The organism is Shewanella sp. 10B (assembly GCF_023475885.1).
Classification (GTDB): Bacteria; Pseudomonadota; Gammaproteobacteria; order Enterobacterales; family Shewanellaceae; genus Shewanella; species Shewanella mangrovisoli.
In genome coordinates this window covers 59,657-74,476 of record NZ_JAMDJO010000004.1, presented here as the reverse complement: position 1 = coordinate 74,476, position 14,820 = coordinate 59,657, and the positions used below count along the sequence as shown (strand labels likewise).

14 protein-coding genes are annotated in these 14,820 nt (G+C 49.1%); 8 read left to right on the top strand and 6 right to left on the bottom strand.

From position 1 onward, the window contains the following. Nucleotides 1–106 precede the first annotated feature (106 nt). The 4 genes from ftsY (at nucleotide 107) to rpoH (ending at nucleotide 4,649) form a co-directional block, all read left to right on the top strand. Complete coding sequence (ftsY, locus tag M0415_RS15460) at nucleotides 107–1,894, top strand: signal recognition particle-docking protein FtsY (RefSeq protein WP_249556465.1); 1,788 nt, start codon at nucleotides 107–109, stop codon at nucleotides 1,892–1,894. 3 nt (nucleotides 1,895–1,897) lie between these two features. Further along, on the top strand, nucleotides 1,898–2,599 hold the full coding sequence (gene ftsE, locus M0415_RS15455; protein WP_011718689.1) for a cell division ATP-binding protein FtsE: 702 nt from the start codon (nucleotides 1,898–1,900) through the stop codon (nucleotides 2,597–2,599). Beyond that, the gene (gene ftsX, locus M0415_RS15450) at nucleotides 2,596–3,561 is read left to right on the top strand and encodes a permease-like cell division protein FtsX (protein ID WP_088212483.1); all 966 of its coding nucleotides are present in this window, start codon (nucleotides 2,596–2,598) and stop codon (nucleotides 3,559–3,561) included. Before ftsE ends, ftsX begins: the two co-directional genes overlap by 4 nt. 230 nt (nucleotides 3,562–3,791) lie before the next feature. Continuing rightward, nucleotides 3,792–4,649: an RNA polymerase sigma factor RpoH gene (rpoH, locus tag M0415_RS15445; RefSeq protein WP_011624492.1), complete on the top strand. Its 858-nt coding sequence runs from the start codon at nucleotides 3,792–3,794 to the stop codon at nucleotides 4,647–4,649. A gap of 59 nt (nucleotides 4,650–4,708) precedes the next feature. On the opposite strand, the gene menE is transcribed toward rpoH, so the two are convergent. The 5 genes from menE to M0415_RS15420 form a co-directional block, all read right to left on the bottom strand. Further along, the gene (menE, locus tag M0415_RS15440) at nucleotides 4,709–6,172 is read right to left on the bottom strand and encodes an o-succinylbenzoate--CoA ligase (RefSeq protein WP_249556464.1); all 1,464 of its coding nucleotides are present in this window, start codon (nucleotides 6,170–6,172) and stop codon (nucleotides 4,709–4,711) included. A gap of 6 nt (nucleotides 6,173–6,178) precedes the next feature. Continuing rightward, on the bottom strand, nucleotides 6,179–7,228 hold the full coding sequence (gene menC / locus M0415_RS15435) for an o-succinylbenzoate synthase (protein ID WP_249556463.1): 1,050 nt from the start codon (nucleotides 7,226–7,228) through the stop codon (nucleotides 6,179–6,181). Between the two features lie 22 nt (nucleotides 7,229–7,250). Further along, a complete protein-coding gene (menH, locus tag M0415_RS15430; RefSeq protein ID WP_249556462.1) occupies nucleotides 7,251–8,054 on the bottom strand; it encodes a 2-succinyl-6-hydroxy-2,4-cyclohexadiene-1-carboxylate synthase in 804 nt (267 codons plus the stop codon). Further along, nucleotides 8,054–9,775, bottom strand: coding sequence for a 2-succinyl-5-enolpyruvyl-6-hydroxy-3-cyclohexene-1-carboxylic-acid synthase (menD, locus tag M0415_RS15425; RefSeq protein ID WP_249556461.1), 1,722 nt, complete (start codon nucleotides 9,773–9,775; stop codon nucleotides 8,054–8,056). The genes menH and menD overlap by 1 nt, the downstream gene beginning before the upstream one ends. A 176-nt stretch (nucleotides 9,776–9,951) precedes the next feature. Continuing rightward, nucleotides 9,952–10,920 carry a LysR family transcriptional regulator gene (locus M0415_RS15420; RefSeq protein ID WP_249556460.1) on the bottom strand — a complete coding sequence of 323 codons (969 nt, stop codon included), beginning with the start codon at nucleotides 10,918–10,920 and terminating at the stop codon, nucleotides 9,952–9,954. 413 nt (nucleotides 10,921–11,333) lie between these two features. Between M0415_RS15420 and M0415_RS15415 the strand changes: the two genes are divergently transcribed. The 4 genes from M0415_RS15415 (at nucleotide 11,334) to nrfD (ending at nucleotide 13,978) form a co-directional block, all read left to right on the top strand. Beyond that, the gene (locus M0415_RS15415) at nucleotides 11,334–11,807 is read left to right on the top strand and encodes a DUF2726 domain-containing protein (RefSeq protein ID WP_088212527.1); all 474 of its coding nucleotides are present in this window, start codon (nucleotides 11,334–11,336) and stop codon (nucleotides 11,805–11,807) included. Nucleotides 11,808–11,884: 77 nt separating this feature from the next. Continuing rightward, the gene (locus tag M0415_RS15410) at nucleotides 11,885–12,349 is read left to right on the top strand and encodes a nitrite reductase (protein ID WP_088212477.1); all 465 of its coding nucleotides are present in this window, start codon (nucleotides 11,885–11,887) and stop codon (nucleotides 12,347–12,349) included. 4 nt (nucleotides 12,350–12,353) lie between these two features. Beyond that, complete coding sequence (locus tag M0415_RS15405) at nucleotides 12,354–13,040, top strand: 4Fe-4S dicluster domain-containing protein (protein WP_249556459.1); 687 nt, start codon at nucleotides 12,354–12,356, stop codon at nucleotides 13,038–13,040. Next, nucleotides 13,037–13,978, top strand: a complete 942-nt coding sequence (nrfD, locus tag M0415_RS15400; RefSeq protein ID WP_088212475.1) for a cytochrome c nitrite reductase subunit NrfD — start codon at nucleotides 13,037–13,039, stop codon at nucleotides 13,976–13,978. Before M0415_RS15405 ends, nrfD begins: the two co-directional genes overlap by 4 nt. Nucleotides 13,979–14,248: 270 nt before the next feature. Here nrfD and M0415_RS15395 read toward each other — a convergent pair whose 3' ends face one another. Beyond that, a complete protein-coding gene (locus M0415_RS15395) occupies nucleotides 14,249–14,680 on the bottom strand; it encodes an Lrp/AsnC family transcriptional regulator (RefSeq protein WP_011624482.1) in 432 nt (143 codons plus the stop codon). Between the last annotated feature and the right edge of the window lie 140 nt (nucleotides 14,681–14,820).

Below are 14,820 nucleotides of genomic sequence, written 5' to 3'. Positions count from 1 at the left end.
AGCAGAACTAATTGCCGACTTTTTGGGCGTAATTGCCGCGGTAATCTGGTATAACGGCAGGGTCTTATTTTAAATTCAACACTGAAGTAGAGCGCTGGAATTACACATGGCAAAGAAAGGTTTTTTTTCCTGGTTTCGTAAAGATAAATCACAAGATGAGGTTGTCGAGCAAACCCCAGTCTCTACTCCATCGCAAACCGAGCAAGCCGAAGCATTAGCAAAGCAGCAAGCTGAAGAGGCCCGTCTCGCGGCTGAAAAAGCCGCAGCCGAGCAGGCGCTAGCCGACAAATTAGCGGCGGAGCAAGCGCAGGCGGAGCAGTTAGCCGCAGAAAAAGCCGAAGCGGAAAGAGTTGCTGCGGAACAAGCCGCAAAAGCCCAAGCAGAAGCGGAAGCGCAGCGTATTGCTGAAGAGCAAGCTGCTCGTTTAGCCGAACAACAGGCCGCCGAAGCCGCACGTTTAGCGGCGGAGCAAGCGCAGGTAGAACAGTTAGCTGCAGAAAAAGCCGAAGCGGAAAGAGTTGCTGCGGAACAAGCCGCAAAAGCTCAAGCAGAAGCGCAGCGTATTGCTGAAGAACAAGCCGCACAACAGGCCGCCGAAGCCGCGCGTTTAGCGGCGGAGCAAGCACAGGCAGAACAGTTAGCTGCAGAAAAAGCCGAAGCGGAAAGAGTTGCTGCGGAACAAGCCGCAAAAGCCCAAGCAGAAGCGGAAGCGCAGCGTGTTGCTGAAGAACAAGCCGCACGTTTAGCCGAACAACAAGCGGCCGAAGCTGCACGTTTAGCGGCGGAGCAAGCTCAGGCAGAACAGTTAGCCGCTGAAAAAGCCGAAGCGGAAAGAGTTGCCGCGCAGCAGGCCGCAGCAGCCCAAGCAGAAGCCCAAGCTGAAGCAGAACGAATTGCCGCTGCACAGATCCAAGCTGAACAACCCCTTGAGCAACAACCCGAACCTCAGGCAAAACCCGCCAAAGAAAGCTTCTTCGCGCGGTTAAAACGCGGCTTGATGCGCACCAGCGAAAATATTGGTAGCGGTTTCATTGGTTTATTCCGTGGTAAAAAAATCGATGATGATCTGTTTGAAGAGCTGGAAGAGCAGCTCTTAATCGCCGACGTGGGTGTAGAAACTACTTCACGCCTTATCCAGAGCCTGACCGAACATGCGTCCCGCAAGCAATTAAAGGATGCCGAAGCACTCTACGATTTACTGCGTGATGAAATGCAGAAGACGCTCGACCCTGTCGCTATCCCTTTAGTGCCTGAAAATGCTAACGGCCCCTATGTGATTTTAATGGTTGGTGTTAACGGCGTGGGTAAAACCACCACTATCGGTAAACTGGCGAAGCAATATCAGCGTCAGGGTAAGTCTGTGATGTTGGCGGCGGGCGATACCTTCCGTGCTGCAGCGGTTGAGCAATTACAGGTTTGGGGTCAACGCAATAATATTCCCGTGGTGGCTCAACATACTGGCGCCGACAGTGCCTCGGTGCTCTTCGATGCGTTGCAAGCGGCTAAGGCCCGTAATATTGATATCTTGATTGCCGATACCGCTGGTCGTCTGCAAAACAAATCGCACCTGATGGAAGAGTTAAAGAAAGTGGTGCGGGTGATGAAGAAGCTCGACCCAGAGGCACCGCACGAAGTGATGCTGACCTTAGATGCGAGCACGGGCCAAAATGCTATTAGCCAAGCGCAGCTATTCCAAGAGGCTGTGGGCGTTACCGGCATGACCATCAGCAAGCTCGACGGTACTGCTAAAGGCGGCGTGGTGTTTGCGATTGCCGACAAGTTTAAAATCCCGCTACGCTATATTGGCGTGGGTGAGCAAATTGATGATTTGCGTACCTTTAATTCTAAAGAATTTATTGATGCCTTGTTCACTCAAGAAAAAGCGGATAGCTAATTTATGATTGATTTTCAGCAGGTCAGTAAGATTTATCCTGGTGGCCAAATGGCGCTGGAGGAAGTGAATTTTCACCTACAAAAAGGTGAAATGGCATTCTTAACCGGCCATTCGGGCGCGGGTAAGAGTACCCTGTTGAAATTAATCACAGTGATCGAGCGCGCAACCACTGGCCGTGTGGCGATTAATGGTCACGATATTGCCAAAATCAGCCCTAAACACGTGCCCTATTTGCGTCGTAATATTGGGATGATTTTCCAAAACCATCATCTATTGATGGACAGGAGCGTATTCGACAACGTCGCCTTACCGTTAGTGATTGAAGGTTTCTCCCACGGCGAGATCCGTAAGCGTGTCGCTGGCGCGTTGGATATGGTGGGGTTGTATGGCAAAGAGCGCCATAACCCCATCATGTTATCCGGTGGTGAGCAGCAACGTGTTGGTATCGCCCGCGCCATTGTGAATAAGCCGCCACTATTGTTGGCCGACGAGCCAACGGGCAACTTGGATCCTAAGTTGTCGATGGATATTTTGCGCTTATTCGAAACCTTTAACGATGCGGGCACTAGCGTGCTTATCGCCACCCACGATTTAGGACTGATCGCGCGGATGAAGTACCGCACTTTTACCTTGAAACAAGGGCGTATGCTCGGTGCACAGGAATTACACCATGGACACGCGACCGCTCGAGGTGATGGGTTATGAGTGACAACGCCAAACTAACGCGCAGCAAGTTGCCCATCTCGGGGCGTATCGTGATGTTTTTTATTCGTCATGTGCAGCAAGCCATGGCGAGTATGGGCGAGCTGTGGCGCAGCCCTGTTTCTTCTCTGATGACGATGGCGGTTCTCGGAGTGAGCTTAAGCTTACCTGCGGCGCTGCAAGTATTAGTGAAAAATGCCGAGACCATTACTAGTTCTTGGAACAGCGCGGCGGAGATTTCATTGTTTATTGATGAAAATCGCAGCGAGCAGACGATTCAAAGCTTACTGACCCGCATCCGAGCCTATGCCGAAGTGGAAAAGGTGCAGTATATCGACCGTAATCAAGCGCTCGAAGAGTTTCAGCGCCTGTCGGGGTTTGGTGAGGCGTTAGCCTATCTCGATAAAAACCCGCTGCCAGCAGTGATTACTGTAACGCCGACTCAGCGTTATTCCACCCCCGTGGGTGCCAGAGAGTTGTTATCTAAGCTGGAGCGCGAGCCTGAAATCAGCTTTGGCCGCTTAGATATCGAATGGCTAGAGCGCCTGCAAGCCGTAGTACGCTTGCTCGAACGTACCGTGATGGCGATTGCGGCCTTACTGGTGCTCGCCGTGGTGTTGGTAATAGGTAACACCATTCGCTTGGCGATTATGAATCGTCGTACTGAAATTGAAGTGATGAAGCTGGTCGGCGCTACAGAGTCCTTTATTCAGCGCCCCTTCCTTTATACTGGCATTTGGTACGGAGTGATTGGCGGCGTATTGGCTTGGCTTATCATTAACATATTGGTTTGGTATTTAGATTCTGCCCTAGCCGAACTGCTCGGTTTGTATGGCAGTCAGTTAGAGATGAAGTCTTTGACCTTTACCGAACTGCTACAATTAGTGGGCTTAGCCTCCTTCTTAGGTTGGCTGGGCTCTTACCTTTCGGTAAGACAACATTTAAGAGCGATTGAACCCTCTTAATGATCAATCGTTTATCGTTTAAAAATGCGGGTAGATAAGGCAAGCGATGAACTTTTGTTCACTTGCAATGTCTATTCAACGGGGTTAAAAGTAACACCCCAGACGAGCGAAGGTTGACATACTCTGTCAATTAGCCGATAGTTCGTCAGCTCATCCTTAAGGTGTTTTGAGTTAAACCACAGGATGAAATCGACTTATATTTGATAAGTAGTAAGAGAGTAGGAGCGCGAATGACCTTTCAAACGCAATCAATGGCACTAACAGTCCCTCAGGGCAGCAGTAGTTTAGAAGCTTATATCCATTCAGTGACTAGCATGACAATGTTAGACGCTGAGACTGAGTATGAGTTAGCCAAGCGTTTGCAGGAAACGGGTGATCTGCAAGCGGCGAAGCAACTGATTATGTCGCACTTACGTTTTGTGGTGCACGTTGCTAAGGGCTACTCAGGTTACGGTCTGCCACAGGCGGATTTGATCCAAGAAGGCAACATCGGTCTGATGAAAGCGGTTAAGCGCTTCGATCCCGATGTGGGTGTCCGTCTAGTGTCTTTTGCTGTGCACTGGATTAAAGCCGAAATTCATGAATATGTGCTGAAAAACTGGCGCATTGTTAAAGTTGCAACCACCAAAGCACAACGTAAGTTGTTCTTTAATATCCGTAAAGCGAAAACTCGCCTCGGTTGGTTTAGCGATGATGAAGTCGCAATGGTGGCAGAAAACTTAGGTGTATCTAAGGCCGATGTGACTGAGATGGAATCACGTATGGCGGCGCAGGATCCTGCGTTTGACCTGAGCAGTGATAACGATGATGAGCAGGATTTTGCCCCTGTACATTATCTCGAAGATCATTCGTCGGATTTAGCCGAAAACATCGAAAACGATAACTGGGAATCCAATGCCCAAGGTCGTTTATTATCGGCCATCAAAACCTTAGACGAGCGTAGCCAGCATATTCTGCGTGCCCGTTGGTTAGACGATGATAAGACCACACTGCAAGAATTGGCAGAAACCTATCAAGTCTCGGCTGAGCGCATTCGCCAGTTAGAGAAAAACGCCATGAACAAGCTTAAGGCTTGTATGGAAGCCTAATTCGGCTCGGCGTGAGAACATAAAAAAACCTGCTACGGCAGGTTTTTTTATGTTTGAAATTAACAGGATTCGGATTGAATAGCGGCAATAAGTTGTTTGCGATTCACTTTTAAACCCGTTTGTTCGGCATTCTCTGGCCAAGGGTAATAGCGGCGCGGCCTTTTAAATCGAGCGATTTTATCGGCGAGAAAGACTTCAAGCGCGGCCTCTATTGCACTTATCTCTTGGCTTGTGTTGCCGAAAATAATGTCGCCACGAATAATGGCGGCGGGGAGTTGGCCAAAGATAACGTCAGGCTGAGGAAAGACGATCGCCTCATCAATTAGCGGATGCAGTTTGAGCGCCGCTTCAATTTCCTCTGGCTGAATGTTCTCGCCGCCACTGATAAACATATTATCGACGCGGCCTAGTATCTTTAGATTACCGTTAGCATCCCACTTGCCCCTGTCTTTGGTATAAAACCAACCCTCGGCATCGAGTGGTTTTTCGATCCCCTTATCCGTGAGATAGCCCATAAATAAGCAATCTCCCCGCACCCAAATCACCCCATCGACAATTTTGAGCTCACGTCCTGGGAGTAATTTGCCACTGGTGCCATCGCTTAGCGCTGGGCCTGTGGTAATTTGCGAGCCCATCTCGGTCATGCCGTAACTGGTAAAGCTGGCAATATGCCGCTGTTCGAGCTGTTTAAGCAAATCGACAGAAATTGCGCCGCCGCCGAGTAGCAGGGCTTTAATACTCTTGAGTGAAGCCTGTTTGTCGGCGAGTAGATTGAGTAACTGTGTCGGCACGAGGGAAGCATGGGTTAAGCCGTCGCGCTCGATTTGCGCCTGCAGCGGGAGAGTCGGATCCGGCAGCACTACCGTCGCCGCCACTAAGGCGCAGCGGTTGAGAATGGCGAGGCCACCAATATGAAATAGTGGTAAGGATAGTAACCAAGCATCACCTGTGATCAACGGGATCAGGCTGCGAGCGCCCTCGGCATTGGCAATGTGATTCGCAAGATGGTGCACGGCCGCCTTAGGAAAACCGCTGGAGCCAGAGGTCAAAATCACATTGCTTGGGCGATAAATATCAAAGGCTGTCGCGGCTTGCTCACTGGTTGGACTCACGTCGAGGCTAAAATCCAGCGTGAGCTGATGACTGCCTGACAAGGCCAGCTCAGTTTCGCTCCAATAGAAAGGAATGTGGTAGCTATCGATAAGCCCTTGAACTTGCGCCCGCGGAAAACGCGGCGAGATAGGAAAGAAAATAGCGCCAATATCCACACAGGCCCAATACAGGCAGATCATCTCCAGATTGTTGCGGCTGATACACGCCAGTGGTTGCCCTTGGCCAACACCTATGCGAGTTAGCTGTTCACCCAAGGCCAGCACCATTTGGCTTAAACGGGCGTAACTGACGTCTTGTCCATTACACTTAACCGCCGTTTGTGTGGGCGAGGTGAGCGCAGCGCTATGTAATGGCGAGATACCTTGCGGTGAAATGGATTGGGATGATGCCAATGTTTTAGATTCGGACATTGGCGACTAATCCGGCTGCGTACTGGCGACAAGCTTAAGTTGATGAAGCTTCAAGCATTGTGGCTTGCCGCTTGGCACGATTAAGTCTTGACTAAAGGCGCTCAAAGTATCGAGCCCTGGGATTTCATCGGGCGTCAGTATGGCGGCTAAATGGGCCAAGTCATTGATGCCTAAGCTGGACTCAAGGCTTGAGCTTAAGATGCAGCGTACGCCATGGCTGTGGGCCTCGTCGATAAGGTGCTGAAGTTTTTCAATACTGCCAAGTAGCATAGGTTTGATGATGAGCGCTGTGAGCCCCTCATGCATCACAAATTGATAATCCGGATCATTGAGGGATTCATCTAAGGTGTAGGGCAGAGGAATGGCGCGGTACAGGGTTTGATTATCCTGCGGGTGCTGGCAAGGTTCTTCAATATATTCAATGCTCTCTAGCGGTAAACAGGCGGTAAAGTCGAGGGCCTGCTCTAAGCTAAAGCCGCGATTAGCATCTAAGCGCAGCTTGAGATCGGGTCTCTGGCCTAAGATGCCATAAATCAGGCCCAACTCATCTTCCATTGAGGTTTGTGCGACTTTCACTTTGACTGAGCGCACGCCGCTATCGAGACTCGCAATGTTAGCGATCAATTCGGTTTTGGGCGCATCCGCCGGCTGATAGATGAGCGGCACTGTGGTGGTAACTGGGCGCACCGATTCGAGTTTTCCGCTAAGTTTGGCGTGCAATAGGCTCAAGCCAAAGGCAATGGATGGAAAGGGACTCGCTTCGGCCTGCTCGAGCAAGCAATCGATAGGCTGGTTTTGCAGCTTGGGCAATAGCGCCACTAAGGCCTGTTGTACTTCGTCTAGGTTCTCGCGGCTAAAGCCGGACAATGGCTGTTGGTCGATATCAAACCCTGAGAGCGGCGCGATTTCAACCAGTTGCTCACTTTCTTCGCCCTCAGTTTGTGCCTTTGCCTGCAACACTAAGCCCGTTCTATGGTCGATACGCTGTTTCCCCACGGGTAAAAAGCGGTCTAAGGGCTGGCGATATAAGTACAAGCTGAGCGACGTTAAGATCATATTTTCCCTAAATTTATCTGTTTCAAGTCATCGATTTTTTAAGCTTTAGCGCGCTTAAGCAGGCGACTAATGCCGCGGGATTGGCCTGATGTATGTTATGCCCAGCCAGTTCAATCTGATGCAAGATGATGGGCTGTTGTGCTTGCCAATCCTTTGCTATTGCAGTGAATTTCGCATCTTGGCTGCCAGTAAAAAAATGGCATTCACAGCCAAGGCTTTCAGGTACATCCCAGAGAGAGGCTTGGCGAGCCAGCGATGTGGCCAAAAAAATCTGTTTTAGTGTCTGCTTGGGATGTGGGTCGAGCAGCGCCGCACGCTTGGCAATCAAGGCATGCCGAGCCTTGTCGGACATATCGGCAAACACCGCCTGTTGATACCAAAGCTGTAAAAAATCCCGACTGCTTAAGCTGAGTAAGCGTTTGGCCCACAGGTTGTCGTTTTTACTGCGTGCGGCTTGCTCTGCGGTATCGGTTAGCCCGGGATGACAGGACTCTAGCCATAAGCTCAAAATGCGCTGCGGATACGCCTTGGCAAGGTGCAGGGCGATGCGGCCGCCGAGGGAATAACCGTAGAGATAAAAGGATTCAATACCAAGGCGGTCGAGGCGACTGATAATGTCTTGAACACAATGCTCAAAACCATTGGCGAGCGTCGATGGCAGTTCGTTCTGATTATCGCCGTGTCCGGGTAAATCGAGGCAGATACAGTGAAAATGCTGGCTCAGTTCGGGGATAAGCGGCAGCCAATCGGCCTTAGTCCCTAAAAAGCCGTGAAGCAGGACTAAGTTTGGCTGCGAGACTTCCCCGTAACGGGCCACGGTTGGCATTAGCTTTGTTTCACCCATAAATTAAGCGTGGCGATCTGCTCGCTGGCTTGGTGTTGGCTCACACTGACTTCGATCACTGAGGCGCCCTGATAATCCAGCGCTTCGTGATAACAACTTTGGAAATCGGCTAAATTATCCACTTGATTATAGGGCAGATTAAACATGGCAGCCGCGTAACCAAACTCTAGACCATGGCTTAAGCGGTAGTAATCACTGCGCAGCTCCTCGTTGGGAACGGGCAAGAGATTAAAGATATTGCCGCCATCGTTGTTGAGAATAATGATCACCAGCGGACTGGTTAAGCTGCGGGCAATGGCAAAAGAGTTGAGATCATGCAGCTGGGATAAGTCCCCAATAATCAAGCTCGTGGGCTTACCTTGGTGCGCGGCAATGCCGCAGGCGGTGGCCAGTAAGCCATCGATCCCCGATGCGCCGCGGTTAGTGTAAGTGGTGGCCGTGCAACAACTCACTGGGGCGTACATATCGTATAACCGCACGGGCAGACTATTGCCGATAAACAATTGCTGCTCTAACGGCCGCGTATTGGCAATGGCGCGGATAACCTGCGCCTCACCAAACTCACCTTGATCGATATTTCGCACAAATAAACTATGCAATTCATCGTTGTAGGTGACTAAGGTGTTGGTCCAATTGGCCGAAGAGGAACGATACCAATTAAGCTGAGCAAATTGCGCGGCGTTGGCGTGCCAAATGTGTTTGGCATTATGGCTTGGATCGAGTCTGTCCTGCTGTGGCAGCACTTGCCAGTAACTGTGCCAGTTTTGCTCGGCAAGGTAAGCAATCAAACGCTTAGACAATAAGCGTCCACCAAACACCAGCACGCGATCCGCCTCTTGTAACAGATTGCGCGCCTTGGGATGTTGCAGTAGTTGGTCAATATTGCCAATCGCCGCCGGATGTTGCCGCAGTTGCGACTGTGCATCGGTCAGCAAGGGCCAACCAATTTTTTGTGAGAGGGCGATAAGCTGCTGTGGATCTTGCTCCGGCGTGAGCGTACCCGCAATGATGACGCCCTTGCCGTGGACGAAACGCATAATGGCGTCATCGCTCGGGCTGCTGAGTTGTTCACTCTTACCGTATTGAGTGTAGGGTCTGGCGTGTTGTAACCAAGTTTGTAGTGGCCTCAGATAAGGCGATTCGCTATCGAGAATGCTGCCACTCATCTCACTCGGATAGAGGGGTTCACGGTACATGCAGTTGATATGCACTGGGCGTGTTTGGTTTGCCACCGCCTCATCGAGCGTTGTGAGCAACATCTGCGGCGCAATGTGCGCATCCGGCGTGGGCAGGTTTACCTGCTGGGCATAATTGGCAAAAATCGCCGGTTGCACTATGGCTTGATTGGCGCCACAGCCGAGTAATTCTGGCGGTCTGTCACCGCTTAAGACAATCAAAGGCACATGGGTGAGCCAAGCTTCGACTATCGCAGGATAAAGGTTGGCGACGGCCGTGCCTGAGGTGGTGATAATCGCTACGGGGGCGCAGCTGGCTTTGGCTAATCCGAGGGCCATAAAACCTAAGCCACGCTCATCGAAATGCAAGTGACGTTTAAGCTTGGTTTGCTGAGCCGCGGCTAAGGTTAGCGGCGTTGAGCGAGAGCCCGGTGCCATGCAGACATGCTGCACACCAAGACGTGCTAATTCTTCCAGAATAAGTGCGCCCCACATCAGGTTCAGTGTGGCTGTGTTTTCGGTTCGCATAGCAAGATCTATCAGGATAAAGATGGGCTTAGTGTAACGTGTTTGGCGGCTAAGATGTATGTCTGGCTTAACAAAACTTGGGGTTGTGCGTAGGAGGGTGAGGTGGAGCCTAAGCTAAGGCGCAGGTTGCCTATCACCTCGTATAACAAGATGGAAAATGAACAGTCATTTAGTGGTTAGATAATATTGTCGACGATTTTCTTTATCTGCCCGCTTAGCCAGAGCAAGTCTTCATTCACCTTATTCGGTTGGTTTTTTTGCACGAGGAAAATCGTCGGCGCCTCGGTATGGGCGTACAAACGTTCGGCCTCAAGTTGCGATAACTGGCAGGTGTGTAACTCGGGAATATCGCTCACCATTTCATAAACTACCCGATAGGGCAGTAAGGAAATCGTCTGACTCTCGCCGAGATATTCAAACAGACTCGAAATACTGGTAATGGTAATTTCAGTATTGAGTTTTATGCCATGTTTAATACAAAACTCTTGGTACGGACTGAGCCGAGTGCTGGGATTACCGAGGTCCGTGTTCACATAAGGATATTCGGCAATGCTCTCAAGCGTGATTTCGCGCTTAAAAATCGGATGATTACGACTGGCGATGAGATAAACCTTGTCCATGTGTTGCAGCGTCGTGGTTTGCAACTTATCACCAAAAGCCGCCACATCGGCGGTGCTCTTATTGCAGCAAATGCCTAAGGACACATCGCCATTGATGATGTCCTGCGTCGTATGCAGCGACCAGGGGGTGATATTAATCTGCATGGGCTTTTGTTCATCCTTAATGGCCTGCATCAAGGCTTTAGGAAACGCATAGGCAATAAGGCCCGGCGCTGCAATTTCAACATGGCTTTTGACTTGGCTTGCATTTGCCGCGCGCACCTTTTGAAATTTATCCGAGCATTCTATGGTTTGTTTCGCAATGGGATATAAATGAGTGACAAACTCATTGGGAAATAAGCCGTATTTTTTTCGAATGAAAAGCTCATCACCAAATGTCTCCCGCAGGTTTTTAAGGCTACGACTTATTTTGGGGGCAGGAATGTCCAGCGCCTTTGATACATAGGTTGCGGATTTGTTCTCATATAATGAAACAAGTATTTTTAAACTCAAAATATCGAGGTTGTCCATGTTATTAATATGCATTTTTAATATTCCTTAATATTGAGTTAACGCTATGAATAACACCTGATTATGATGTTATTTATTAGATTTAATGTGAAACCCGTCCCAAGTTTTACACCTTTGATTTATCCATGTGTAACAGAAAGTTTAGATTTATATTTTTTATTTTTCAAAAAATATTTTTAATTTAATTTGAAATTTTACTTTCTGATATTTGATTATTTGAATTTCAATTTTTCAATTAACTGTTATCAATATATGCATTTAAGATTTATGTTAAACAGTAATGTGTTCCGTATCTTAACTTGTTGTTTATGTTTAATTTGCCATTTTTAAATGTGACGAAGATCAAAAAAATAATTCGGATTAACAATAATACTGAAGCTGCTTTAAAAGGAGATAACAAAAATATAATTGTGTTATTGGAGGCGTATATGAACACTTCAGTCATTCTCAGCTATGCGTTTATGTACTTTGTACTATTCGTCGCAGTGCCATTCGTGTTTGTAATGTTTGTCATGACCTGCATTAAGTTTTTTAGAGCAGATCCTGATGAAGCACATCATGAAATGAAACTGAAACCAGTGTTATTTGATGAAGAGAGTTTTAACTTTTTTAAATCACTCAAAACTGTCGTAGAAGGTAAATACGATGTCTGCTGCAATGTGCCATTAGACACAGTATTTGATATGGACCAGCATGATGCTGATTTAAATCATGAATGCCGTCTAGACTATGTGTTGATTGACCATGACTCATCTGAAGTCAAAATGGTGATCAGTGATGCTGGTAAGCAAATCAACTCACCCATGAAAAAGCTGTTCGGTAAATTCAATATTGGTTTTATTGAAATGAACCAGCATAAGCAGTGGGATCCCCAAAGCCTTAAGCAAGCTTTAGCCGTCTGACCACGACTGTCGGGTTCGGAGCCATCCGAACCCTGCTTCCTCTTTGCCTTCCCAATCTATCGATATGAGGACTCGCTATGTCTACACGACAATGGCTGTGGTCATTACGCTTGGGTGCCGTGGCTTTGCTACTCAGCTTTTCTGCAACGAGTGCCGAACCCGCTCAGCAAATCAACAGTGATGCTTGCATGAAGTGTCATAAGCGTAATGGTCAAATGTTAGGGCATCACGGCCAGGATGCCATGAAAATGACCTGTTCAAGTTGTCATGGTGAAAAGGGTGATCACCCTAAGAAACCGAATGATTTAGTGGTATTTGGATTAGAAGATGCGTCCGATACCGCAGCCCAGTTGAAAGTATGCCGAAAATGCCATACTCCCGCCAAGCTCAGTGCCCAAGAGTGGACGCATAATGTGCATGCGCAAAAAGTGGCTTGTGCCGCTTGCCATAAATTACATAGCCCCACCGATCCTATGGCGGAGATGACGCCTAAGGTTCGCAGTGAGCTGTGCCGTAATTGTCATACAGGCCAGCAGGAGTAAGGTTATGGAAAATTCAAAAAGAAGATTTCTCAAAGGGACATGCGCCCTGTTGGCCGGTGCTTCGGGAGCGACCTTACTCGCGACTGTCAGTGCTTCGAACGAGGCGAAGGCCGAACCCAGCGTGAAGTATGCGCTGATCCACGATGAGACTAAGTGCATAGGTTGCAAGGCCTGTGAGGTCGCCTGCCGCGAAACCAATCAGGTGCCCGAGGGCGTGGCGCGGCTGAAGATAGAACAAACCGGACCTTACGGAGAATATCCAAACCAGTTTTATCACTTCAGTCGTAAGTCTTGCCAGCACTGTGAAGACGCGCCCTGTGTCAATGTCTGCCCGACTGGTGCCGCTTTTATCGATAAAGAGACGGGAATCGTGTCGGTGGATGCGTGGAAGTGTGTGGGCTGTCAGTATTGTATTGCGGCCTGCCCTTACAAAATTCGCTTTATCAATCCCGTTACCCACGCCGCGGACAAGTGTGATTTTTGCCGTGAGACCAATCTTGCCCAAGGTAAACAGCCCGCCTGCGTCGCGGCTTGTCCAACTAAGGCTTTAGTGTTTGGCAACTTAAAGGATCCCACTTCTCAGGTGGTACAAGTGCTGAAGGCTAACCCAACCCAAAGGGCTAAGGTCGACCTAGGAACGCGGCCAAAACTGTTCCGTATCGTGGCTAAATCAGGGGAGGTGGCAATATGAGCGCCCTACATTTTGATACGCTAGTGTGGCATTGGCCGATTGCGATTTACCTGTTTTTAGCAGGCGCTTCGGCCGGCGCTATGTTCTTTGCGGTGTTACTCAAACATTTTGTGTTAAAGCATAACGCCTACCAGTCTGGCTTTGTGCAGGCGGCCTGTATTGTGGCGCCTGTGGCTGTGATGGCGGGTTTGGGTATCTTGGTATTGGACTTAACTAAGCCCTTCGATTTTTGGAAGATCTTAGTCTTCTATAATCCCAAGTCAGTTATGTCTATGGGGGTGCTTATTCTACTGATTTACCAAGTCTTTATGTTTATGTGGATTGGCTTGTTATTCCGTAAACCTATCGATGCTTGGTGTGAGAATCGCTTCCCCATAGTGCTTAAGTTCACCGCCTGGTTGAGCCGTTTCGAGGCAACGATTACTGGTTTGTTGGTGATCTTCTCCCTCGCGCTTGGGGCCTATACCGGCTTTTTGCTGTCGGCCTTACCCGGCTATCCGATGTTGAAAAACCCCGTGTTGCCACTGCTGTTTTTGGCTTCGGGATTGTCATCGGGCGCCGCATCCTCTCTGTTGGGTGGCGTGTTGCTAAACGCTAACCCTAATGCCAAGGAAGTGCACTTTATCCACAAGGTTGAGATCCCACTGATTTTGGTGGAGATAGTGCTGATTTTCACCTTCTTTATGGGGCTGGTCTTGTCTGGAGGTCAGAGTAAGTTTGCTGCCTTCAATGCGATAGGTTATGGCTTCTGGGGATGGATCTTCTGGATTGGCATTGTCGGGCTGGGATTGTCTGGCCCATTGGCGATGAACCTGTTTATGACGGCCACTTCAAAACGTAAGTGGGCCTATGTGGCAGGCACAGCATGCTTAAGTCTCATTGGTGTACTGCTGCTGCGTAACTTTATTCTCTACACGGGGCAAATGACGGTCGTTTAATTGGGCATGGTTCGCCCAAGGTTATAGATAATAAGGAATTACAGTGAATGGCGAAGCGGTGTCTAAGGAATACACCGTGAGCCAACCCCTTTAATGACGCTGGCTGAGTGATTAAAGGAGTGTTGTCTTGTCGCGATTTGCTGTCACAGGGAGGTTATTGGGAAGGGAAGCCATATTTTTACATTTAGGTATTGTTTGCCCTGCCTCCACAAGGGCCTCGCCACCTTTATTCCTTAGGGGTGGCGTTTCTTGTTTGGGGGCAAAGCATGTTTATTCACCCGCGTTATTAATCCACTCACTCATCACCACATGGGTTTTAATTTTAATGATGTCCGTGTGGGTATCGATATATTCACGAATTTCATGCAAGCGGCGCATCGACGGGGCGTGCACATACACCAGTAAATCCATATCGCCAGAGATACCGCGGCAAGTGATCACCTCGGGGATGGCATGAAACACATGCACAACATCGGCGCAGCGCGGGCATTTATGCTGGATTTCGAAATAGGCCGACACTCCTTCCTTTTGCGATTCGCTCAGTAAAACCTGGTAGCCACGGATCACCCCAGTTTGCTCGAGTTTTTTTATCCGCTCGGCAACGGCGCTGCGGGAAAGGTTCACCTGCTCGGCAATACTGGAGACACTCTGGCGAGCATCTTGGCGCAGGCTGTGGATGATGGCGGTATCAAACTTATCCAACTTGAGCTCCGATAAAAACGGGTTGTAAAAAAGCGCGAGGCACATCGGCAAGGCAAGCTAATATCAGTTAAGCACCTTGTGCTGGGGCTGTGCCGTCATTTTGCCGGGAATATGCATTTTTGCCGTCATTTTGCTGGTGT

Excerpts from the sequence above, each read along its gene's own strand:
- ftsY (WP_249556465.1), top strand. The coding sequence starts at position 107 with ATGGCAAAGAAAGGTTTTTTTTCCTGGTTTCGTAAAGATAAATCACAA.
- ftsE (WP_011718689.1), top strand. The coding sequence starts at position 1,898 with ATGATTGATTTTCAGCAGGTCAGTAAGATTTATCCTGGTGGCCAAATG.
- ftsX (WP_088212483.1), top strand. The coding sequence starts at position 2,596 with ATGAGTGACAACGCCAAACTAACGCGCAGCAAGTTGCCCATCTCGGGG.
- rpoH (WP_011624492.1), top strand. The coding sequence starts at position 3,792 with ATGACCTTTCAAACGCAATCAATGGCACTAACAGTCCCTCAGGGCAGC.
- menE (WP_249556464.1), bottom strand. The coding sequence starts at position 6,172 with ATGTCCGAATCTAAAACATTGGCATCATCCCAATCCATTTCACCGCAA.
- menC (WP_249556463.1), bottom strand. The coding sequence starts at position 7,228 with ATGATCTTAACGTCGCTCAGCTTGTACTTATATCGCCAGCCCTTAGAC.
- menH (WP_249556462.1), bottom strand. The coding sequence starts at position 8,054 with ATGCCAACCGTGGCCCGTTACGGGGAAGTCTCGCAGCCAAACTTAGTC.
- menD (WP_249556461.1), bottom strand. The coding sequence starts at position 9,775 with ATGCGAACCGAAAACACAGCCACACTGAACCTGATGTGGGGCGCACTT.
- M0415_RS15420 (WP_249556460.1), bottom strand. The coding sequence starts at position 10,920 with ATGCATATTAATAACATGGACAACCTCGATATTTTGAGTTTAAAAATA.
- M0415_RS15415 (WP_088212527.1), top strand. The coding sequence starts at position 11,334 with ATGAACACTTCAGTCATTCTCAGCTATGCGTTTATGTACTTTGTACTA.
- M0415_RS15410 (WP_088212477.1), top strand. The coding sequence starts at position 11,885 with ATGTCTACACGACAATGGCTGTGGTCATTACGCTTGGGTGCCGTGGCT.
- M0415_RS15405 (WP_249556459.1), top strand. The coding sequence starts at position 12,354 with ATGGAAAATTCAAAAAGAAGATTTCTCAAAGGGACATGCGCCCTGTTG.
- nrfD (WP_088212475.1), top strand. The coding sequence starts at position 13,037 with ATGAGCGCCCTACATTTTGATACGCTAGTGTGGCATTGGCCGATTGCG.